Annotated in this window: 22 protein-coding genes and 1 pseudogene; 15 read left to right on the top strand and 8 right to left on the bottom strand. The window is 69.1% G+C overall.

The features are described from left to right. Positions 1 to 61 precede the first annotated feature (61 nt). Both ACFQH9_RS04380 and ACFQH9_RS04375 read left to right on the top strand, forming a co-directional pair. The gene (locus ACFQH9_RS04380; protein ID WP_379564430.1) at positions 62 to 1,807 is read left to right on the top strand and encodes a CocE/NonD family hydrolase; all 1,746 of its coding nucleotides are present in this window, start codon (positions 62 to 64) and stop codon (positions 1,805 to 1,807) included. Between the two features lie 7 nt (positions 1,808 to 1,814). Beyond that, complete coding sequence (locus ACFQH9_RS04375; protein WP_379564428.1) at positions 1,815 to 3,455, top strand: AMP-binding protein; 1,641 nt, start codon at positions 1,815 to 1,817, stop codon at positions 3,453 to 3,455. A gap of 351 nt (positions 3,456 to 3,806) precedes the next feature. Here ACFQH9_RS04375 and ACFQH9_RS04370 read toward each other — a convergent pair. Together ACFQH9_RS04370 and ACFQH9_RS04365 are read right to left on the bottom strand one after the other, a co-directional pair. Beyond that, positions 3,807 to 4,303 (bottom strand): annotated as a pseudogene (locus ACFQH9_RS04370) (transposase family protein); the annotation flags it as partial. Between the two features lie 628 nt (positions 4,304 to 4,931). Further along, on the bottom strand, positions 4,932 to 5,897 hold the full coding sequence (locus ACFQH9_RS04365; RefSeq protein WP_379564426.1) for an SDR family NAD(P)-dependent oxidoreductase: 966 nt from the start codon (positions 5,895 to 5,897) through the stop codon (positions 4,932 to 4,934). Positions 5,898 to 5,960: 63 nt separating this feature from the next. Between ACFQH9_RS04365 and ACFQH9_RS04360 the strand changes: the two genes are divergently transcribed. Beyond that, complete coding sequence (locus ACFQH9_RS04360) at positions 5,961 to 6,512, top strand: TetR/AcrR family transcriptional regulator (protein WP_379564424.1); 552 nt, start codon at positions 5,961 to 5,963, stop codon at positions 6,510 to 6,512. A gap of 17 nt (positions 6,513 to 6,529) precedes the next feature. Here the strand turns inward: ACFQH9_RS04360 and ACFQH9_RS04355 are convergent, their stop codons facing one another. Further along, entirely contained in the window at positions 6,530 to 6,862 is a 333-nt protein-coding gene (locus tag ACFQH9_RS04355) for a transposase family protein (protein ID WP_379564422.1), read from the bottom strand. Positions 6,863 to 6,911: 49 nt separating this feature from the next. Between ACFQH9_RS04355 and ACFQH9_RS04350 the strand changes: the two genes are divergently transcribed. Together ACFQH9_RS04350 and ACFQH9_RS04345 are read left to right on the top strand one after the other, a co-directional pair. After that, entirely contained in the window at positions 6,912 to 7,202 is a 291-nt protein-coding gene (locus ACFQH9_RS04350) for a transposase (RefSeq protein WP_379564420.1), read from the top strand. 8 nt (positions 7,203 to 7,210) lie between these two features. Continuing rightward, positions 7,211 to 8,083 (top strand): IS3 family transposase, encoded by an 873-nt coding sequence (locus ACFQH9_RS04345; protein WP_379564550.1) that lies wholly within the window; start codon positions 7,211 to 7,213, stop codon positions 8,081 to 8,083. Between the two features lie 348 nt (positions 8,084 to 8,431). On the opposite strand, the gene ACFQH9_RS04340 is transcribed toward ACFQH9_RS04345, so the two are convergent. Beyond that, complete coding sequence (locus ACFQH9_RS04340) at positions 8,432 to 9,070, bottom strand: GntR family transcriptional regulator (protein ID WP_379564418.1); 639 nt, start codon at positions 9,068 to 9,070, stop codon at positions 8,432 to 8,434. Positions 9,071 to 9,217: 147 nt separating this feature from the next. After that, positions 9,218 to 10,564, bottom strand: coding sequence for an amidase (locus tag ACFQH9_RS04335; protein WP_379564416.1), 1,347 nt, complete (start codon positions 10,562 to 10,564; stop codon positions 9,218 to 9,220). A gap of 57 nt (positions 10,565 to 10,621) precedes the next feature. Here ACFQH9_RS04335 and ACFQH9_RS04330 point away from each other — a divergent pair, with 57 nt between their 5' ends. The 8 genes from ACFQH9_RS04330 (at position 10,622) to otnC (ending at position 16,758) form a co-directional block, all read left to right on the top strand. Further along, on the top strand, positions 10,622 to 11,233 hold the full coding sequence (locus ACFQH9_RS04330; protein ID WP_379564414.1) for an HD domain-containing protein: 612 nt from the start codon (positions 10,622 to 10,624) through the stop codon (positions 11,231 to 11,233). 86 nt (positions 11,234 to 11,319) lie between these two features. Beyond that, positions 11,320 to 11,706, top strand: coding sequence for a RidA family protein (locus tag ACFQH9_RS04325; protein WP_379564412.1), 387 nt, complete (start codon positions 11,320 to 11,322; stop codon positions 11,704 to 11,706). 2 nt (positions 11,707 to 11,708) lie between these two features. After that, positions 11,709 to 12,626 (top strand): alpha/beta fold hydrolase, encoded by a 918-nt coding sequence (locus ACFQH9_RS04320; RefSeq protein WP_379564410.1) that lies wholly within the window; start codon positions 11,709 to 11,711, stop codon positions 12,624 to 12,626. A gap of 107 nt (positions 12,627 to 12,733) precedes the next feature. After that, positions 12,734 to 13,444, top strand: coding sequence for a substrate-binding domain-containing protein (locus ACFQH9_RS04315; protein WP_379564408.1), 711 nt, complete (start codon positions 12,734 to 12,736; stop codon positions 13,442 to 13,444). Next, positions 13,441 to 14,229, top strand: coding sequence for a hydroxypyruvate isomerase family protein (locus ACFQH9_RS04310; protein WP_379564406.1), 789 nt, complete (start codon positions 13,441 to 13,443; stop codon positions 14,227 to 14,229). The genes ACFQH9_RS04315 and ACFQH9_RS04310 overlap by 4 nt, the downstream gene beginning before the upstream one ends. After that, a complete protein-coding gene (locus ACFQH9_RS04305; protein ID WP_379564404.1) occupies positions 14,226 to 14,900 on the top strand; it encodes a hypothetical protein in 675 nt (224 codons plus the stop codon). The genes ACFQH9_RS04310 and ACFQH9_RS04305 overlap by 4 nt, the downstream gene beginning before the upstream one ends. Continuing rightward, on the top strand, positions 14,897 to 16,138 hold the full coding sequence (otnK, locus tag ACFQH9_RS04300) for a 3-oxo-tetronate kinase (protein WP_379564402.1): 1,242 nt from the start codon (positions 14,897 to 14,899) through the stop codon (positions 16,136 to 16,138). The genes ACFQH9_RS04305 and otnK overlap by 4 nt, the downstream gene beginning before the upstream one ends. Next, entirely contained in the window at positions 16,135 to 16,758 is a 624-nt protein-coding gene (otnC, locus tag ACFQH9_RS04295) for a 3-oxo-tetronate 4-phosphate decarboxylase (protein ID WP_379564400.1), read from the top strand. Before otnK ends, otnC begins: the two co-directional genes overlap by 4 nt. Positions 16,759 to 17,002: 244 nt before the next feature. On the opposite strand, the gene ACFQH9_RS04290 is transcribed toward otnC, so the two are convergent. From ACFQH9_RS04290 to ACFQH9_RS04280, 3 genes are all read right to left on the bottom strand, one after another. Continuing rightward, positions 17,003 to 18,319 carry an MFS transporter gene (locus ACFQH9_RS04290; RefSeq protein WP_379564398.1) on the bottom strand — a complete coding sequence of 439 codons (1,317 nt, stop codon included), beginning with the start codon at positions 18,317 to 18,319 and terminating at the stop codon, positions 17,003 to 17,005. A gap of 756 nt (positions 18,320 to 19,075) precedes the next feature. After that, positions 19,076 to 19,483 (bottom strand): hypothetical protein, encoded by a 408-nt coding sequence (locus ACFQH9_RS04285; protein ID WP_379564396.1) that lies wholly within the window; start codon positions 19,481 to 19,483, stop codon positions 19,076 to 19,078. 103 nt (positions 19,484 to 19,586) lie between these two features. Beyond that, positions 19,587 to 19,721, bottom strand: a complete 135-nt coding sequence (locus tag ACFQH9_RS04280) for a hypothetical protein (protein WP_379564394.1) — start codon at positions 19,719 to 19,721, stop codon at positions 19,587 to 19,589. A gap of 434 nt (positions 19,722 to 20,155) precedes the next feature. Between ACFQH9_RS04280 and ACFQH9_RS04275 the strand changes: the two genes are divergently transcribed. Together ACFQH9_RS04275 and ACFQH9_RS04270 are read left to right on the top strand one after the other, a co-directional pair. Next, a complete protein-coding gene (locus ACFQH9_RS04275; RefSeq protein ID WP_379564392.1) occupies positions 20,156 to 20,620 on the top strand; it encodes a MarR family winged helix-turn-helix transcriptional regulator in 465 nt (154 codons plus the stop codon). Next, the gene (locus ACFQH9_RS04270) at positions 20,617 to 21,432 is read left to right on the top strand and encodes an NAD-dependent epimerase/dehydratase family protein (protein WP_379564390.1); all 816 of its coding nucleotides are present in this window, start codon (positions 20,617 to 20,619) and stop codon (positions 21,430 to 21,432) included. The genes ACFQH9_RS04275 and ACFQH9_RS04270 overlap by 4 nt, the downstream gene beginning before the upstream one ends. Positions 21,433 to 21,453: the final 21 nt, after the last annotated feature.

The raw sequence follows: 21,453 nt of genomic DNA, 5'->3' as shown, positions 1-21,453 counted from the left end.
AGCGTCCGTCTGCGATCCCGCGGAGTCGTGTGCGGGATCCGAGCAAGAAAGGGTAGTGACCATGAACGAGGGCCCCGAGCCGGTCGTCCCAATGCGGATCCTGTTCGACGAGCCGATCCCCATGGATGACGGCATCGAGCTGCGGGCGAACGTGTTCCTCCCTCCCGAGGAGGGCGCCTACCCCGTGGTGCTCGCCGTCACGAACTACGCGAAGGACCTCCCCTTCTGCCAGGGCTATCCGGAGTCCTGGGAGGCCGCTCTCCTGGTGGCGCCCGAGCTCGGGGAACGCACCTCGGGGAAGTACATCTCGTTCGAGGCCGTCGATCCCGAGAAGTGGGTGCCGCACGGCTACGCCGTCGTCGTCGTGGATGCTCGTGGCGTCGGCCGTTCGCCCGGGGTGATCGACAGCTTCTCCCCGCGTGAGTCGAAGGACTACCACGACGTGATCGAGTGGGCGGCGGTGCAGCCGTGGTCCACCGGGAAGATCGGCACGATGGGCATGTCCTATCTCGCCGTGTCCCAGTGGCTCGTGGCCGGCCGGCAGGCACCGCACCACGCCGGGATGATCGCGTGGGAGGCGTGGAACGACATGCTCCGCATGCTCAGCTACCACGGCGGGATCCCGTCCACGTTCTACCGCAGCTGGTCGGACTCCCAGGTGAGGTCCGTGCAGCACGGGCTGGGTTCGCGCGGCTACCGCAACCGGTTCACCGGCAGGCTCGTCTCCGGTGATGTCGAGCTGTCGCAGGAGGAGCTGGACGCGAACATCGTGGACCCGTACGTGCAGGTGATGGAGCACCCGCTCGACGACGAGTTCTACGAGCTGCGGAAGGCACGCTGGGACCGGATCACCATTCCACTCCTCTCCGTCGGGAGCTGGGGTTCGGTCGGCGTGCACCTTCGCGGGAACACCGAGGGGTTCATGCACGCCGCCTCCACCCGGAAGTGGCTCGCGATCCGTCAGTCCCGCGGGACGTTCGCGGGAATGTACACCGACGACGGCGTCGACCTGCAGCGGCGCTTCTTCGACTTCGTGCTCAAGGGCGGGGGCGACTTCGCTTCCCAGCCCCCGGTGCAGCTCGACATCCGCAGCGCCCGCGACGACGTCGTGGAGCGGCGTGCCGAGCAGGCGTGGCCGCTGGCGCGGACGAGGTGGACGAAGCTCTACCTCGACGTCGAAAACCTGGCCCTGACTGACCAGCCGCCCGCGGGCGAGCAGGCCGGCAGCTACAAGGGGTTCGACAAGGCGGGGCTCACGTTCCTGACCGAGCCGATGGCGGAGGACACCGAGATCCTCGGGCCGCAGGCGGTCAAGCTGTGGGCCTCCTCCTCGACCACCGACGCGGACTTCTTCGTCAGCCTCCGGTTGTTCGACCCGGACGGAGAGGAGATGCTCTTCCACGGCATGGCAGACCCCAACGTGCCGATCACCAACGGGTGGCTGCGGGCTTCGCAGCGCAAGCTGGACGAGGCGAAGAGCCTTCCCTACCGGCCCTACCTGAGCCATGACACGGTCCAGCCGCTGTTCCCCGGCAAGGTCTACGAGCTGGACGTCGAGATCTGGCCAACGAGCGTGGTCGTCCCCGCGGGCCACCGACTGGGTCTGACGATCGCGGGCGTCGACTTCGACCACGGCCGCGAGCCGGTCCTGTGGGGCAAGTCGGGCCTGGAGCTGCGCGGCGCCTCGATCTGGCCGCACGTCGACCCCCTCCGTCGTCCGGCGGCCGTCTACGACAACGAGGTCACCCTGTACGCCGGAGGCGACCGGGCCTCCCACCTCCTCGCCGCGGTCGTCCCGCCGAAGTGAGCGAGCGATGATCGACGACTACCGTGAGCACCCGTCCGGTCTGCCGGGAGCTTGTGTCGCGGAGCTGTTGTGCGACAGGCACGATCCGGCGTCCGTCGCCTTCACGGTTCGCGGTCGCGACGGCTTGAGTGCGGATCTGACCTACGGCGAGCTCCACGACCGGTCGGCGCGTCTCGCGAGCGGTCTCGCCTCCCTGGGGGTCGGGCGGGGGGACCACGTCGCGACGCTCATGTCCAAGGGCCTCGACCTGGTGACGACGCTGCTGGCTGTCTGGCGGCTCGGGGCGGTGTACCTGCCCCTGTTTACCGCCTTCGGGCCGGGCGCGGTCGGCGACCGGCTCCGCCGGGCGAACGTGCGCGTGGTCGTGTGTGACGAGCACGAGCGCCACAAGCTCGAACCTGGTACCGAGCTCGGGGGCCGGCCGTCGTGGCGCGTGGTGAACACCGGCGGGACCCTGTGCGACGGTGACGTCCGGTTCGCCGACCTGCTCCATGGCCCGCCCACCACGGCGCCCGTGGCCGTCGGGCCGGACGGCCCCATGATCGTGCTGTTCACCTCGGGCACCACCGGGCGCCCGAAGGAGGTACAGGTTCCGGTCCGGGCCCTGGCCTCGTTCGAGTGCTACCTCACCTACGGCCTGGGCGTGACCGGCGACGACGTCTACTGGAACGTGGCGGATCCGGGCTGGGCCTACGGGCTGTACAACGCCGTCGTGGCGCCGCTGCTGGTCGGCAGGCGGTCGGTGCTGGTCGCGAGCAAGTTCACCGTCGAGGAGACCTGGCGGGTGCTCGCCGAGTACGGCGTAACTAACCTCGCGGCGACGCCGACCGTCTTCCGGGCCCTGCGCGCCTCCGGTCGACCAGGCGGCGACCTCGCTCTGCGCCGGGTGTCGAGTGCGGGTGAGCCGCTCAATCCTGATGTGGTCGAGTGGTCCAGGAGGGAGTTCGGGACGGCGATCCGTGACCACTACGGCCAGACGGAGCTGGGCATGGTCCTCGGCAACCACCACCATCCCGCCGTTTCCCGGGAGATCCGGCCGGGGAGCATGGGACAGGAGCTTCCGGGCTGGACGGCTGCCGTCCTCGCCGAGGACCGGGACGAGGTCGTCGGCCCGGACCAGATCGGTCGGCTGGTGATCGATGTGCGGGCCAGTCCGCTGATGTGGTTCGAGGGTTACCGGAACGATCCGCGGGCCACTGCCGAACGCTTCAGCCGCGACCGCCGTTGGTACGTGACCGGGGACCTCGCCCGACGTGACGGAGACGGCTACTTTCATTTCTCGTCCCGGGACGACGACGTCATCATCATGGCCGGCTACCGAATCGGCCCGTTCGACGTCGAGTCGGTATTGCTCAACCATCCGGCAGTGGTTGAAGCGGCCTGTGTCTCGACCGCGGACGACCTCCGGGGCGAGGTCATCGAGGCCTTCGTCGTCCTGCGAACGGCCGTCGAACCATCCGCGGAACTGGTGAACCATCTCCAAGGGCTCGTCCGGAATCAGTACGGGGCGCATGCGTACCCGCGCCGGGTGCACTTCGTCGACGAGCTGCCGAAGACCGAGAGCGGCAAGATCCAGCGGGCAGCGCTCCGCATGCGAGCGGCAGAACAACAACCCGTTCCGGCCGACTCCGCGAGCCGACGGAGCTAACCGAGCTCACGGGCTGGCTCCAAGACCTTTCCCGGAGCCAGCTACAGCCGGGTGGTTCTCGGTGCGCGCGCTCCGGAGGTGCTCGTGCTGACGTCGAGAAGCAGACCCGGTGGCTCGAGCGAGGCCATGTCGAGATCCTGCTCGAGGCGAAGAGCAAGGCGGCGGGGAAGGAGCGAGGCGAAGTCGCTACCCTGCACCATTGAGCCTTTTCCACTTGGGGTGATCCGGCGTGGATGACGGGGAGGACTGCCTTGACGAGCTGGGTCGCTCGTCGGGGCAGCAGCGGATCTTGCGTAGGATCGTCCAGCTCTTGAGCTGAGCGTTGGCCCGCTCCCCGGGCCCGCGCTGGCGGGCGTGGGCGGCGTTGACATCGCGTTGGTTGCGCGAGATTCGCGGCCGCTGGCCGGTGTCCGGATCACGACGGCGCCGCCGCGCTGCGGGTCCTCGAACCCGGCGCCTCGGTAGCCGTTGTCGGCGATCACCCGAACTCCCGCCGCGCGCAGGGCGTCGAGGATACCGTGTTCGCGGGCGGCGCCCATATCGTGCCGGGCGCCGGGTAGTGCGGCCGAAGCGCAGAACAGCCGCCCGGCCGGGCAGGCTATGACCTGCACATTCCCTCCGTGGCAGCACTTGTGTTTGCCGGGGTAGTAGGGCCGGTCGCGGCCAGAGCCCATGCCGACCCGATCGATCCGCAGCAGGGTGCCGTCGACGATCACGAACGCCTTGCGCACGGCGACGGTTATCGCCTCGGCCAGCGACGGTGCTAGCGCGGCAAGGACGTCGAGGGCTTCGCGGATGTAGCGGAACACTGTCGTGCCGACCGCGAAGCCGGCGGCGAGGTCGGCGTAGATCCTTGATTGGTGTCGCGGACTGCGTTACTGACCGACTCTCAGTGGGTGCTGATCGCCCCTTCTGCCGCCTTCGTCCGCTGGTCGTCGTGGATGTCAGTTCGCGGCGGCCGCCGCGAGATCGAAGGGATCATCGACCGCTACCGGTGCGGACTGTTCTGGCGTGATGTGTCCGAGTTCGGGCTGTGGCAACAGTCGTTGATGGGCGCATCAGGGCAGGTGATGGGCTGGGTCGGGTTGAAGAGCAAGACAGACCGAGTTGGCCCCCGCCGTCACCTCCCTTCTCGGCCAGCGGACGGCGCTGACCAACGCCGCCCGCACCCGGCGCTCTACCGCATCACCAACGGCCTTTGTGATCGGGCAGGCAGGGCATCAGCGGGAGGAGTGCGAGGAGGATGCCCCGCGAGCACGAGGTAGCGGATCGCCTGCGTTCCGGCCGGGCCAACGCTCCTTGGAGTTGTTCCGGTCAGGACCGTGACTCCGGCGACGCCGCTCGACTGCCGCAGCATGCCGCGCAAGCCCGACACCGACGGCACGCCCTCCCGAGTGAGGTGAAGTCCCGCGTTGCGCCCAACCCGCCGTCACCAACATCCCGGCCGGGTACGATGAAAAGAGGGCACCACGGCGGTCATGCGCACAATAGCTGCGTAGACACCCTCCAGAGGCGGTCGGCACGGTCGGGGTCGAGAGCCCAGGCCTTGACGCCGTGGGGATGGTCGGCGAGGTCGGCGTCGTCCGGGACCTCGTAGGCCTCCTGGCAGTCGTCGAGGTAGTGGCCCCCCGAGCTGGCCAGCCGCGGGTCGACCGCGGCCACCATGCTCGTCGCCGCGCCCTGCTCGACCGTCTTGTAGGTGAACACGCCCGCAGCCTCCGCGGCGGCCAGGGAGTCCTTCTGGCTCTGCGTGAAGTTCCGCTGCAGCCCGGTGGCGACACCACCAGGATTGACAGTGTTCGCGACGATGCCGTCCTGGGCCCACCGCTGGGTTACACCAACCGCGAACAGGGAGTTCGCGGTCTTCGACTGTGCGTAGGCGATCTGGGGGTCGTAGGCGCGGCGGTCGAAGTGCAGGTCGTCCAAGTCCACGTCGGCGCGCATGTGCGCGGTCGAGCTCACCACGACGACTCGGGCCGCACCCCGGTCCGCGGCACCCGCGCCGAGCGCGCGGCGAAGACCTGTGACCAGGCCGAAGTGGCCGAGGTGGTTGGTGGCGAACTGCAACTCCCACCCCTCGGCCGTGCGCTCGAGACCTCCGCTGACCACCCCGGCGTTAGCGAGCAGCAGGTGCAGCGGACCGCTCCACGACTCGACGAACCGCGTGACCGAGGAACGGTCCGCGAGGTCCAGCGGGACCACCGCGGGTGCCGCGCCGACCGACCTCGCGATGGCGGCGGCCGTGGCCGCGCCGGCCTCGGTATTGCGAACGGCGAGGGTCACCTGGGCACCGGCGGCCGCCAAGGCGCGGGCCGACTCGGCCCCGAGACCGGACGACGCCCCGGTCACGACGGCGCGTATGCCGGTCAGATCGTGTCCCGCCAGCACCTCGTCGGTGGTGCTGGCCGCGGAGAACGGAGTGGTCAACAGGGCCCGAGTCATAACCCGACTATACAGATGAGGCAATATCCGTCTAGTTCGACTAGCTTGCGTAGGCTCGTCAGCGTGACAGCAGCGTCGGAGGAGACCGGGCGTCGCGATCGCGTGTTGCAGTCGGCGTTGCAAAGCTTCGCCCGCTACGGCTATCGGAAGACCTCGATGAACGAGGTCGCGCGCGAGGCGAAGATCTCCCGGCCGGGCCTCTACTTCCTGTTCTCCTCCAAGCAGGAGCTGTTCCGCGCGGCGGCGACACGCGCCCTCGAGCAGGACCTCGCCGCGGCGGAACGCTCGCTCGCGTCGACCGAACAGCCGCTACGCCGCCGCGTCGTGGACGCGTTCGACCACTGGACCGGCCGCTACGTCGGCCCCGCGCGGGACGTCGAGGACGTCATCGACGACAATCCGGACCTCCTCGGCGAGATTGTCCACACGGCCCCCGCCCGCTTCCGGCAACTGATCGTCGACACACTCGCTCCCGCGACCGGCGCCCAGGCTGCCCTCGACATAGCCCAGACCCTGATCAGTACCTCGCTTGGCCTCAAACACGAGGTGGACTCCCGCGACGCCTACATCCGCCGCCTCACCGTCGCGGTCGGCCTCCTCGTACCGGATTATTGAGGTCTCTCCACTTGGCGTCAGCCAGCGAGGATGAGGACCAAGACGGCCTTGACCAGGTCGGTGGCCCGCCGTGGGCAGCAGCGGATCTTGCGTAGCACGCGCCAGGTCTTGAGCTGGGCGTTCGCTCGCTCGCCGGGCCCGCGCTGACGGGAGTGAGCGGAGTTCACGTCCTTCTGGTTGCGCGACAACTTTCGCCGCTTACCGGTCTCGGGGTCCTTCGGTCGCCGACGCTGCGGGACCTCGAATCCGGAGCCGCGGTAGCCGTTGTCCGCGATCACCTTCACCTCGGCTGTAGACAGGGCGTCGAGGATGCCGTGATCGCGGGCGGCTTGAGCTTGGCCCCCTGACACCGGACACCTCTTCTGAGGCGGATGCCGTCCGCCGGGAAGGATGTCGTTCGTGCCCGCTCCTCACCCGCCGGAGTTCCGGCAGTGCGCCGTCGACCTTGCCCGCTCGAAGGTCAAGACCGTTGCCGAGATCGCCAAGGACCTGTCGATCTCCGAGTCGTGCCTGCGGAACTGGCTCGCCCAGGCCGACGCTGACGAGGGCCGCAGCGAGTCGCGGTTGACCAGTGACGAGAAACGCGAGCTCGCCGAGCTGCGCAAAGAGAAGCGGCGACTCGAGGTCGAAGTCGAGATCCTCAAGCGTGCGGCCGCGTATTTCGCCCGGGAGAACGTCCTCCCAAAGTAGTTTTCCCGCTGGTCCGTGAACTCGCCGACGACGGATTCTCGGTCGCGGTGACCTGCCGGGTCCTTGGCGTGCGCCGCCAGGGCTACTACGAATGGTGTTCTGGGGTGAAGTCGCCTCGCGCGCAGGAGAACGAACTGTTGCTCAAACACATCGAGAAGATTCACGCTGAGTCCCGGTCCACCTACGGCTGGCCGAGGGTGCACGCGGAGCTGACCCTCGGACTCGGGTTCGCGGTCAACCACAAGCGGGTCGCCCGGCTCATGCGCGAGGCCGGGATCCAGGGCTTGTACCGGCGTCGCCGCCGCGGCTGCACGCTGCGGGACACGCATGCCGATCGGTACGCCGACCTGGTCGACCGGGACTTCGTCGTCGAGGGCCCGGACGAGCTGTGGTGTATCGACATCACCGAGCACCCCACCGACGACGGGAAGGTGTACTGCGCGGCCGTGCTCGACGCCTACTCGCGCCGGGTGGTGGGCTGGTCCATCGACGACAACATGCGCACCGCACTCGTGGTCGACGCGCTCGGCATGGCGATCACCCGCCGGCGCCCTGAGCCGCATTCGGCGATCTTGCATTCCGACCACGGGTCGCAATTCACCTCATGGGCCTTCGGGAAGCGCCTCACCGACGCCGGCCTGGTCGGCTCGATGGGCTCGATCGGCGATTGCTACGACAATTCAATGGTCGAGTCGTTCTGGGGCACGATGCAACTGGAACTTCTCGACTCACGAAGATGGAGAACTTGCCACCAGCTTGCCACGGCAATATTCGAGTGGATAGAGTCCTGGTACAACCCGCGCCGACGCCATTCCAGTCTCGGGATGCTCTCCCCGGTCGACTACGAAGCAGCCCACACCCCGCCCGACCACGACCACTGACCCCACACCGTCGGTGTCCGGCCTACGGGGCCAAGCTCAGATCGGGAGGCGCGGGCCGTCCGGCGCCCCCGCGGTGGGAGGTCCATTTCGCGGATACCGCCCGCCGCGCTACCGCCTCGTCCAGACCTGGGCGGCCGCGCCTATTGGGTCACGCGATGAGCCCGGGCCGCACCCTCGCCGAACCCGCCGTCGCGCTGCCGTCGCTTCGTGCGACGACGTTGTTTGCCTCTCCTGGGTCGGTGCTCGCGCGGCGTGAGCACCCTCAGGAGTGGATCCGCTCCTGGTGCGAGTTCACTCGCGTCGTGCGAGTGGTGGAGCCCGGGAGCGGGCAACGTTCGGCTCTGCCTGTCATCGTGACTCGGGGTGTTCCTTCAGCGCGCGCTCGGAAGCTGCTCTGACGTGGGAGAGCATCTCCGCCGACGCGGCGATGGGATCGCCTTGAGCGAGGGCGTCGAGAATGCGCTGGTGTTCCGCCGCGGCGCGCTCAGCATGCGCGTGCCCGGCCTTCATGAACAGGCGAAACCGCTGCACAGGCCCGCTGAGCGCCTGGAACGCGCTCTCCAGGAACGGGTTGTCGGCCTGCGCTGCGATCAGCGTGTGGAAGCGGGCATCCGACGTCCAGTACAGGCGGAACCCCTCTGAGTCGGTGTCGGCGGTCTCGGCTGAGTCGGCGAGTTCCTGGATGGTGACTGCCAACTCTGCCAAGAACTCTGGGGTGCGGCGCAGCGCACTCTCGGCGGCGATCGCCGGTTCGATCAGTTCGCGTGCAGCGGCCAACTTCGTCATCTCGCGGTGAGTGAACGCGGGCGCGACGAAGTAGCCGCGGAGCGCCTCGCGCTGCACGAGCCCCGAGTGCTCCAGTCGCGCGAGGGCTTCGCGGAGGGGAGTCTGGCTGACCTCCAGCTCACGACCAAGCGCGCCGATGTTCAGCGGCTCGCCAGGTTTACGCGTCCCGTCCATGAGCTGCGTGAGCAGCACCTCGTACATGCGATCCGCAAGAGGAACCCTCGCCAAGGAACCAAACCCCCAAGCTTCGTCGACGACGCTCGCGGGCGGACTGCAGAGCTTGTCCGTTGTGCCGCAAGGACACCCCACCTAACTATACTATCTCCCAGATCGCGCGACGCGACGATGTCAGGTCATGCACTGTGTGGGCCGGGGTGTTGCGAGACCCGCGGCGACGGCCGCGGCGGTCGCCAGGAGCTCTGTGTCACGACCGCGCACCGAGAATAGCTGGATGCCCCATGGGGCGGGGCCGTCCTCGGCGCCGGGCAGCGAGATCGCAGGCGCGCCGAGCAGATTCTGCAGCCGGGTGTTGCGCATCAGCATGCGACGCACGTCCTCCCTGACCGCGTCCTCCCGGGTCGGCCCGGTGATCGGGATGGTCGGGTTGACCAGCGCGTCGTAGCCCTCGGCGAGCACGCCGACCTCGGTGCGCACCCGGTCCACCTCGTGCAAGGCTCGTTCGTACTGCCCGCTGGTGACGCGGGAGCCGTCCTGCAACCGCTCGCGCACGTCGGCGCCCAGGCGCTCGGGCACCGTCTCCAGCCGCTCCCGGTTCACCCGGTAAGCCTCATAGGCCATGATCGTGCTGGACACGTCCATGACATCGAATCCGCTGGGTGCCGTGACAGCTTCGATCCGCCATCCGCAGTTCGACAGTGTGTCGAGCGCGCGCCGCAGGGCCGTCGCGATTGCCGGGTCGACGGTCAGGTCGGGTTCGTCGAACACCGCGAGTCGGCGACCCCTTCCAGGTCCGTCGATGATCGGGACGTCGCCGAACACGCGCATCGCGATGCGCACGTCGTCGACCGAGGCAGCCAGGAAGCCGACGTGGTCGAGGGTGGGGGCCGTGGGGTGAACGCCCTCGGTCGACAGCAGTCCATAGCTGGGTTTGAATCCGACGATCTGGCAGAGGGAGGCGGGAGCACGGATCGAGCCGCCCGTGTCGGAGCCGAAGGCGATCGGGGAGAGGCCACCTGCGACGGCCGCCGCGGAGCCGCTGCTGGAGCCACCCGGGATGATCTCCGGGTAGCACGGGTTGTAGGCGCCACCGTCGAAATCGTTGAGGCCCGACGGGCCGTAGGCCAGCTCGTGCATCCGGGTCGTGCCGAGGATGATCCCGCCGGCGGCGCGCAGCTGCGCGATGACCGGCGCGTCGGAGGTCGGGACGATGTCCACGGCACCGGACCCGGCGTACATCCGCTGCCCGGCGATCCCGATGATGTCCTTCACGGCGAAGGGGATCCCGTCGATCTCCGAGCGTGGGCGACCGGCCAGGCGTCGCTCGTCGCTCTCCTTCGCCTGTCGACGGGCGCTGTCGTGGAAGACCTCGACGAACGCGCGGATCGAGTCGGCCGTGTCGTCGATCCGTCGCAGGAAGTGATCCACTACATCGACTGCCGAATACCGATTGGCCGCTAGATCGTCGCTCAGGTCGTGCAGGGTGTGAGGGGCAGGTCGGTCCAGGGCGTCGCTCACGGTCTCCACGATCGAGAAGGTACTACACCTTTCTGCTCGTTGCTATAGTATAGGGACATGGTTGATCCGAAAGCTCTCCGTCCCGGCGTCCTCGCAAGCCTGCCCGAGCTGGAGGACTTCTCCGACCAGGGCCTCGCGGACAAGATCGTCGACGCGTGGGCGCTCTCGTTGAGCGAGACCGAGTTCGAACGCATCGAGGACATGCCCGGCTCGGCGAACCCGGACTCGCCGGCCCTGCGCGAGGGCAATCAGGCCACGCACGTCCGGGGCGTGGCGCTGCTGACCGTCGCGCTCGGCGAGGAGCTGCAGCGGGTCCTCGGCCCCCTCGGGATGAGCCGCGACATGCTCTACGCCGGGGGAGCCCTGCACGATCTCGGCAAGCCCTTCGAGAACAGCCCGGCCAACCAGGCGCGCTGGAAGGCGGACCCGGGCAGGACCGGTCTGCCCTCGATCCGGCACTCGGTGTACGGGGTGCACATCGCGCTGACCGTCGGTCTGCCCGAGGAGCTCGCCCACATCTGTGGTTGTCACTCGGGGGAGGGTGAGCTCGTCTACCGCAGCCTGCTGAACAGCGTCGTGCACCATGCGGACCATGCCTTCTGGGCCGCCGCCGAGAAGGGCGGCCTCCTCGACGTCGACCCCTCCCAGCTCTGGACGAAGACGGGCTGAACCTCGGCCTCGTCCCCATGGTCTCGACAGCGCGACCCGAGACCGACATCTCTCGCCGATCCCACGAAACTAGGAGAAACCTGATCATGGCCAAGGAAATCCCCGCCAAGGGCATCGCTCCGCTCGAGGTTCCGCTCACCCACGTCGTGCGCGCGGGTGACATGGTCTACCTGTCCGGGCAGATTGCCGTCCGCGCCGACGGGACGCTGGTCAAAGGCGACTTCGCGGAGGAGACGCGCGCGGTCCTGGACAACATCAAGGCGGGCGTCGAGGCGGCGGGCGGCACCCTGGACGACGTCGTCAAGACGACCGTGTTCCTGCTCAACGCCACCCTGTTCCAGCCGATGAACGCCGTCTACCGCGAGTACTTTACGAAGCCGTACCCCGCTCGCTCGACGATCGTCGCCCCGCTGTCCGACCCGGACCTGCGCATCGAGATCGAGGCCGTCGCGTACATCCCCGAGCACAGCTGACCGTGGCTTCGACCGAGAAGGGCGGGGCCGGGCCGGCGAGCAGCCGGCCCGGCCCCGCCGGCCGGCCGCGCCACCGGACGGTCCACGCGAGCGGACTGCGCTGGCACGTGATCGAAGCGGGCAGCGGGCCGACGATCGTGCTTGTGGCCGGCTTCCCGCAGAACATCCACGCCTGGCGCCACGTGATCCCGCTGCTCGCCGGGAGCCATCACGTCGTCGCCGTCGACCTGCCCGGTCAGGGCGACTCCGAGGCGCCGGCGGGCGGCTTCGACACCTGGACCACCGCCGAGCGGCTGCACGACCTGCTGGCCGAGCTCGGCCTGGAGCGCTACCTGCTGGTCGGGCACGACATCGGCTCGTGGGTCAGCTTCCCGTTCGCCCACCGCTACCCAGAGTCGCTCAGGGGCGTCGTGTTCGTGGACGGCAACATCGCCGGGATCTCGCTGCCGGAGACGGTGTCCACGGGCCTGGACGGGTGGCGCCAGTGGCACTTCCTGTTCAATGCGCTGCCCGACCTGCCCGAGGCACTCCTCGCGGGCCGCGAGCGCATCCTCATCGAGTGGTTTTTCGCCCGCAAGACCGCGAGCTGGCGCGAGACCTTCACCGATGCCGACATCGCGGAGTACGCCCGCACCCTGGCGGCCCCGGGCGGCATCCGCGGGAGCCTCGGGTACTACCGCGCGGTGGCCGAGAACGCCCAGCGGAACAAGGAGCTGCAGAAAACGCAGATCCAGGTGCCGATCCTCGCCATCGGGGGAGAGGTCGGCTCCGCACCGGGCCTGCACAACGACATGCGCTCGCTCGGTGTCGACGTCAACGGCACCGTCATCCGTGATAGCGGGCACTACATCCCGGAGGAGAAGCCGCACGAGCTGGTCGAGGCGATCGTCTCGTTCGCCGAGCGGGTGGGTGACCGCTGACGAGGCCGCACAGGAGGACGTGCTCCTGGCGGACGCGCTCGGCATCGCCGCATGGCGGCGCCGGGCGCGCGCCGCCGCCCCCAACCACCGAGCAAGGAGGACTGACCATGGCCGGCCGATCCATCGTCATGATGAGCGGGTTGGCGACGCGCAAGGCGTTCGACGACCACCTCTTCGCTGCCTTCACCGGACGCACTGGGGTCGAGGTCGTCCCCGTGTACGACCCCACGGTGCAGCTGCTCCGGCGCCTCGACGCCGGTGAGACCTTCGACGTCATGATCGCGGCCACCCGGTCGTTCGACGACCTCGTCGCGCGGGGCGTCGTCGCGCCCGGTCCGCGGCCGATCGCCAGGGCCGGGATCGGCCTCGCCGTGGCCCGCGGCGCCGCGCACCCCGCGGTCGGGACGACGGACGAGCTCGTGTCCGCACTAACGGCGGCCCGCTCGGTCGCCTACTCGCAGACTGGCCAGAGCGGCATCTACTTCGTCGAGCTGGTGAAGCGGCTCGGCATCGACGACGCCGTGCTCCCCAGGGCCACCGCGCTCGAGAAGGGGTTCACCGCGACGGCTCTGGAGAGCGGTGCGGCCGATCTCGCCGTGCAGCAGCTCAGCGAGCTCCTGTATGTCGCCGGTGCCGAAATCGTCGGTCCGCTTCCCGACGAACTGCAGAGATGGACGGAGTTCTCGGCTGGGACGGCGGCTGCGTCCGCGGAGAACCCGGATGTGGCGGCGTTCGTCGAGTTCCTCGGCAGCCCGGAGGCGCAGGAGGCGTACCTGGTGACCGAACTCGAGCCGGTGAGCCGGGCGCACGCGTCATGACCGGCCTCCGCTTCGACGCGAACCTTAGGTGGCTGTTCACCGAGCTGCCGTTCCCCAAGCGGTTCGCTGCCGCCGCCCGCGCTGGCTTCGCCGGGGTCGAGTACCCGTCCCCGTACGAGTACGACGCGCGGCGGCTGCGCACCCTGCTCGACGATGCGGGCCTCGAACAGGTCCTGATCAACACGCCGATGGGCCCGGCGGGCTCGTCCACGCGCTCCGGCAACGCCTGCTTCCCCGACCTCGTCGAGGAGTACCGCGACGGCGTGCGGCGCGGACTGGAGTACGCGACCGCCCTCGGGGCGAGGTTCCTGCACGTCGTGGCCGGGATCGTGCCGGAGGGCGTGAGCCCGGACCGCGCCTTCGCGCGATACGTGGCCAACATCGCCTGGGCGGCCGAGCAGGCTCGCGGCACGGGGGTCCGGCTCCTGCTCGAGACGCAGAACAAGCGCGACGCGCCCGGCTTCGTGCTCACCTCGCAGGACCGCGCCGCCGCCGTCGTGGAGGCCGTCGGCGACGACGCCGTTGGGCTCCTGCTGGACTTCTACCACCTCCAGATCGACGAGGGCGACCTCGTGCGGACGTTCGAGAAGCACCGCGACGTCACACTCCACCTGCAGATCGCCGACGTGCCCGGGCGCACCGAGCCCGGCACCGGCGAGATCGCGTACGGCACCCTGTTCCGGGTCATCGAGTCCTCCGGGTACGACGGCTGGATCGGGTGTGAGTACCGCCCCGCCACCGAGACCGTGGCCGGGCTCACCTGGATGAAGGAGCTCGCGAGATGAGCGCTGCCCCCAAGATCGCGCTGATCAGCGCCGTGCCCGCGGCCATCGCGCCCGCGGAGGCCGCGCTGCGGGCGGCCCTGCCCGACGCGGTGGTCTGGAACATTCTCGACGACCGGCTGCTCGCGGACGCGGACAGCCGCGGGGGCCTGGACGACGTCCTGCGTCTGCGCATGCAGCGGTTGATCGCGCACGCCGTGGCGGAGGACGTGGACGGGGTGCTGTTGACCTGCTCGCTTTACGGACCGGTCGCGCAGCAGACGGACGCCGCCGTGCCGGTTATGGCCCCGGACGAGGCGGCCTTCGCCGACATCGCCGCCGCCGGCCACGCGTCCGTGCTCGTCCTGGCCTCCTTCGACAACGCGCGGGACGACTCGGTGCAGCGCCTGGAGGCGGCGGTGCGTGCCGCCGGCGTGACTGTCCGGGTGACCGGGCGCTCGGTGCCCGCAGCGATGACCGCGTCCCGGGCCGGCGACCAGGGCGCCCTGGTCACGGCGCTGGTAGAGGCGTGCGTGGACCGGCCCGCGGACGTCGACGCCGTCTTCCTCGCGCAGTACTCCCTCGCGCCGGCCGGCGACGCCCTGCAGCAGACCATCGGCCTCCCGGTGCTGTCCGGGCCCAAGAGCGCGGCGGCCGCCCTGCGCAGGCTCGCCTCCGATCAGGTCGCCCGATGATCGGCGTCATCGCCGACGACGTCACCGGGGCCACCGACGTCGCCGTGGCGTTCCGCCGGACCGGGATGCGGTGCGGTGTCTACTTTGGTACCCCCGCCCCCTCGGCCGTCGATGTGGGCTTGGACGTCGTCGTGATCGCGCTGAAGTCCCGCACGATCGCGGCCGACGACGCCGTCGCACAGTCGCTCGGCGCCGCGCACACGCTGCGGGCACTCGGTGCGCAGCAGCTGTACTTCAAGTACTGCAGCACGTTCGACTCCACCGAGAACGGCAACATCGGGCCGGTCCTCGACGCCCTCGTCGAGCTCGTGCAGACGGACGTCGTGGTGACGACACCGGCCTCGCCCGAGCACGGCCGGACGACGTTCAACGGCTATCTCTTCGTCAACAGCGTGCTGCTCTCCGAGTCGTCCATGCGCAACCACCCGCTCACCCCGATGCGGGACTCCGCGCTCACCAGGCTCATGGACGCGCAGGCCGAGGGCGGCAGCGCCGTCGTCGGCCACGACGTCGTCACGCGGGGTCCGGCCGCGATCCGGAGAGAGGTGGAGGCAGCCCGTGGCAGGAAGCGCTACCTGTTCCCCGACGCCGCGACCGACGCCGACCTCCTCGTGATCGCCCAGGCAGTCCGCGGCGAGCCGCTCGTGGCCGGCGCCGCCGGCCTCGCCGGCGCGATCGGACGCGCCCGGGGCGCGGCCCCCACGTCGCGGACCCGCGAGGACAGCGCGCCGAAGGGCCGGGCCGCTGTCCTCGCGGGCAGCTGCTCGCGCCGGACGCTCGAGCAGATCGACCAGGTGCTGCGGGCGGAGCGCCCGGCCCACCGGCTGAACGCACTCCAGTCGGACGACCCCGAGTACCTCGCCCAGGAAGCCCTCGACTGGTACGACGCGCTCCCGCCCGGCCCAGCGCCGTTGATCTACTCCTCCCTGCCCCCGCAGCTGCTTCACGAGGTGCAGGAGAAGCTCGGGGTGGAGCGCTCGGCGCAGATCCTCGAGGCTGCCATCGGGCGGGTCGCGGAGGGTCTGCGTGACCGCGGGGTGACCCGGTTCGTGGCAGCGGGCGGCGAGACGTCGGGGTCGGTGGTGGCGGCACTGGGCATCCGCGGCGGCATCGTCGGCGTGGAGGCCGCTCGCGGAGTGCCGTGGATCCACACGGACCAGGACCTCGACGTGCTGCTCAAGTCGGGCAACTTCGGCGATCCCGATCTGCTGCTCTCGGCATCGGAGGGTAGCGCGTGACGCCGACCGAGGAGGCCGCGGACCAGGTCGTTCGGGCCGCGCGGTCCCTGTTCACGCGGGGCCTGACCCACGGCAGCACGGGGAACATCTCCGTCCGGACGGTGGACGGCATCCTGGTCACCCCGACCGGGTCGAGCCTGGGCACCGTCGAGGCGGGGGACTTGTCGCTCGTCGACGACCGCGGGGCGCACCTCGCCGGCCCGAAGCCGTCGAAGGAGGCGTTTCTGCACGCCGCGGTGCTGCGCGCGCGGCCGGACGCACAGGCCGTCGTGCATACGCACTCCACCCACAGCGCTGCGGTGTCCTGCCTCAGCGGCCTGGACGTCACGAACGCCCTGCCGCCGCTGACCGCGTACTACGCGATGCGGGTGGGCCGGCTGCCGCTGCTGCCGTACCACGCTCCCGGCGACCCCGCGCTGGAGGCGCTTGCGGAGGCCACCGCGGCCACGCGGCACGCCATGCTGCTGAGCAACCACGGCCCGGTCGTCGCCGGAGTGAGCCTCGCCGCGGCCATGGACGCCCTCGAGGAGCTGGAGGAGACGGCGAAGCTGTTCTTCCTCCTGCGTGGCCTGCCGGTCGACCCGCTCTCCGAGGAGCAGGCGGCCGCGCTCGCTCCTTGAAGCCCCCGGCCTGCGCCCCGGACACCAAACGTCCCCACCACCTCGCGGGTGGTGGGGACGTTGTCGGTCTGTGTGAGCGCCGGATGACCAGTCCTGGAGGCAGCTCGCCCGCACCGTGATCCGTCCGTTCATGGTCCCGCCCGGACCGAGGTGTTGGTCACCCTCGGTCCGGGCGAGTTGTTCGGAGGGGATCACTGCCGGCCGGTCCGACCGAGATGGGGACCCGGTCGTCCGGCAAGGACCTCTAGACGAAGTCGGTCAACGAACGGCCCTTGGTCTCCTCGTTCTTGAAGGCCGCGATCGCCGTCCCGACCGCGGACAGCATGACGAAGAAGGCTGGCAGGAGCAGGTTGCCCGTCGAGCCGTAGAGGGCGGTCAGGATGAGCGGCGCGGCCCCACCCAGCACGGCGGTGGTGACGTTGTACCCCAGCGCGTAGGCCGTGGTGCGCACGCGCGAGGGGAAGAGCTCGAGCATCATCGGGTGCATGACCGAGTAGTTGCCCGCGAACGCGATACCGAGCACCGCGCCGGAGACGATTGCCAGTGCCTCGCTACCGGCGTTGAGCAGCAGGTACGCGGGGACGGACAACGCGATGATCGCCATACAGGACGTGATCATGACCGGTCGTCGCCCGACGCGGTCGGAGATCCGCGCGAACAACGGGATGCACACGGTCGCGCAGGCCAGGGCCACGGCGGCCACGAGGAGACCCGCAGGCCGCGTGAAGTGGAGCTGGCTCGTGAGGTACGTCGGCATGAAGACGAAAATCACGAAGAAGCCCGCGCTGTTCAGCATCGGCAGGGTGAACGCCAGGACGAGGCGCCGGCGGTTCTCCCGGGCGAACGCATCACGCAGGGGGTTACGCGCGATCCTGCCCTCCTCCTGCATCGCGGTGAAGGCCGGGGTGTCCTCGAGCTTCTGGCGGATGTAGAAGCCGATGATGCCCAGCGGCGCCGCGATGAGGAACGGGATGCGCCAGCCCCAGCTCTCCATGGCCTCCGCCGACAGCAGCGAGGTCAGGAGGAAAGCCGAGCCGCTGCCCGCGAGGTTGGCCAGCGTGCTGCCCGCCTGGGGGAACGACATGAGGAAGGCCCGCTTGCGCGGCGGCGCGTGCTCGCCGACGAACGACATGGCCGCAGAGACCTCGCCACCCACCGAGACGCCCTGGATGAGGCGCAGGAGGAGCAGGATCAGCACCGAGCCGACGCCCCACGAGGCGTACCCCGGCAGCAGGCCGATCGCGGTGGTCGCCCCGGCCATCAGCGTCAGTGCCAACACCATGGCCGGGCGCCTACCGACCCGGTCGGACATGATCCCCAGCAGCACCCCGCCGACCGGACGGAAGACGAACGAGACGGCGAAGATGCCGAAGGTGAAGAGCAGCGCGGCCCCTTCCGCCCCCTCGGGGAAGAAGACGATCGCGATGATCCCGGCGAGAAAGCCGTAGACCGAGTTGTCGTAGTTCTCGACGAAGAACCCGATCGCCCCCGCGATCGTGACCTTGCGGGTCTCGCGCGGCGACGACGCATGCACCACCTCGGCAGATTCAGCGGATGTCACTCGGGATCCTCTCGACGGACGGCAGGTGGAAGACCAGTACGCGACGATCGCGTGACAAAATACTATAGTCTCTGGGTCAGTCCTATTGCAACGTTCGCGTTAATGGACGCCGCTGCGCCGAGGCTGCGGATCTCGCGGTGGCTGCACGCCTGTGGGAAGCCGCCCAGGTCCTGACGGGCACCGAAGTACCTCTAAGGGGCGAGCCAGCCCCCACGAGGCATGGACTCTGTCTCGGCCGTCCTGGTGGCACCCTGGTCGGAGGCTCCATCGGGGCGGTGCCTCAGATTGCGCCGTCCGATGCGGCCCGGTACATCGTCGGGACGGTGGGTCTGAAGCCCAGCTCGCGTGCGAGGGAGCCGTCGAGGTGCCCGCGCCAGGGATTGGCGGGCGGCTCCGCGGACTCCGGGTAGTCGGTAAGACGAGGCGGGCGATCTCCAGGACAGTGGCGGAACCCTCGTCGGCGATGTTCACGGTGCGTCCGTCCATCGCGCCGGTGAGGGCGAGCTGCACGGCGGTTGCGATGTCGCGGTGGTGGACCAGGCTCAGTGTCTGGGCGGGGTGCCAGTTCCATGAACCTAGAAGCCCCGGGGCGGACTGCAGATGACCGTCGTCGTCGCCGTACACGAATGCGAGCCTCGGGATGGTGTAGGTCAGTCCGCTCTCGAGCACGCCAGCTCCGCAGCCACCTTGCTGGCGGGGTAGGGCTGCGTCGCGTCGGTCGAATCGCCCTCCGGGGCTGGACGGGGCAGGTCGGAGTCATAGACGAGACCAGTGCTGGCCATGATCACGCGCGGCGCGGGAGCCGTGCGCCCGGATCGCGGCAAGCAGGTTGCGTGTGCCGACGACGTTGACGCGATTGATCTGTTCGGGATCCGGGGTCTGCAGGACCGCAGCGAGGGGCCTTACGGATATCGCGGTAGACCGTCGAGGTCCCGACCTCGAAGCCGTAGGCCAGGTCGGCGTAGGTCTCGCTTTACTCAGATGCGCGAGCACCAGCAACGCCTGTCGACCCGGCGAGAACTTGCGCCATCGGGTCAGGCGCTGGTTGCGCTGCGCTCGCAGGGCATCGGACAGCACGCCGAGCGCGCGGCTGGACACGGTCATCGCGGACGGGTAGGACAACACCTCGAAGCTCTTGGTTGGGCGAGTGATCTCGGCAATCACCCCCCTACCAGGAGCTTCACCCATTGGAGGCCACGCCACGCCGCCCACCCGCTGACCAGCCTCAACGCTAGTTTGGCAAAGGCTCATTAATGTTCAGCGACGTCTATGTGACGTTGGCATCGCCCAGCCGGCGCGCGGTTGTGAGCAGCCCACCCGTCCCGGTCGCGCGGCTCAGCTCGGTCAGGGCATTGATCGGGCTGCGGTCGATCCGCTCGAAGGCGGCCCGGTTGATAAACATCAGGTGAAGGTCTCGCCGGCACAACCCGTGGCGCAACGTCGCCGATCAACTCGGTGATCCTGCTGCTCGCCCATAACGAGCAGGTCTATGCAGCGAGAGAGTGCGCATAGAGGGTTCCGATCGCGAGATTCGCGCGTCGCGCAATCCATTCAAGCAAGGCCGTCGCACCCTCTTCAACGAACGCGGTCCGGTCGCGCCCGATAGGGCAGTTCGCGGTTGAGACGAGCATCCCGACGAGACGGCAATGAGCGATCGACGATAGGCCCGACACGACGTTCAGGGGTTCGCTGGCAAGCGGGACACCGGGCATCCATCGCGATAACGGCAGCTGTCCCGGCAACTGCAGACGTCGGTCACCGCGTCGAAAGCCGCGGGCACGCAGTGATGTCCATCGCCCCTTGACACATTGTTAGGCACCTAGCTATAGTTGCTAGGTGCCTAACGAAGAGGTGGATGCTGAACGCCAGTCCGCGGGTGGATGGGCGAAGAAGTACTACTTCGCAACCCGGGTTGTAATGGAGGCCGTCCTGCGCCCGTACGACGTCGGCCCCACGCAGTGGTACGTCATGCACCAGCTCATGACCGTGGGGCCGACCTCGCAACGCGACCTCGGGCGCATGCTCCAGATCGAGCGCGCGACACTCACGGGCGTCGTGGCCGCCCTTGTCCGCAAGGGCTTGGTCGAACAGAAGCCTGATGCCACCGATCAGCGCCAGAAGGTGCTGACCGCCACCCCTGCCGGTGCCGCACTCTGGCGGGAGCTACCCGACCCGATCGCCCTCATCCTCGAGACGGCCTTTGACGGCATCGCCCGAGTCGATATCGAGACGACCACCCGCGTGCTGCGCACGGCAACCAGCAAACTCGCCAACCTCTTCCCGAAGGGAAACGGATCATGACAGTCCTCATCACCGGCGGAACCGGCCTGGTCGGCACGCGCCTGCTCCGACGTCTCGTGGACGCGGGCATAGAGTGTCGCGCGATCGTCCGCCCCGGCAAGACGCTCCCGGCGGGCGTGGCTCCCGCCGAGGGTGACCTGCTCGACCCGGCGACCCTGCGGAGGGCCGCGCAAGGTGTTTCCGTGGTCATCCACCTCGCCGCAGTGCTGCGCACCCCCGACCCCGTCAAGATCGAACAGGTGAACGTCGGAGGCACGAAGAACCTCATTGAGGCTGTCCTGGCCCACGCTCCCGAAGCGCGCGTCATCATGGCCAGCACCAACCTCGTCTACAGCGACGACCTGTCGCGGCCGGCCCGCGAAGAGGACCCGGCCAACGCGAAGCAGCCCTATCCTGCGACCAAAATCATCGCGGAAGGCCTCCTGCGCCAAAGCGGACTGACGTGGAGTGTCCTGCGATTCCCGTTCGTCTACGGCGACCGCGACGGCCATCTGGAGTCCGCGCCGCAGCTTCTGGGCTCGTGGGGCTGGCACCCCGCGGCAACCATGAGCCTGATTCACCACCGCGACATCGCAACCGCGATGCAGCTCGCCCTGACCGGCGCGATGGACAACAAGGTCGTCAACCTCACCGACGACGCTCCGACTTCGGTCTACGAGATCGCACGTATCGTCGGAGCGGAGTACAAAGAGTCCGCCGAACCCCTGGATAACCCGTGGAAGGGACACGTCGACGGCACCCTCGCGCGTGAGCTCGGATTCAGGCCGCTCGTGCGAAGCGTCTATCAGGCGGCCGCCGAAGATGCACTGTAACGGCGTGGCGCGCTCCCGGGT

This window comes from Pseudonocardia lutea, assembly GCF_042658055.1.
Lineage (GTDB): Bacteria > Actinomycetota > Actinomycetes > Mycobacteriales > Pseudonocardiaceae > Pseudonocardia > Pseudonocardia lutea.
Note: the sequence above shows the minus strand (reverse complement) of the source record. Positions and strands in the feature narration are given on the sequence as shown.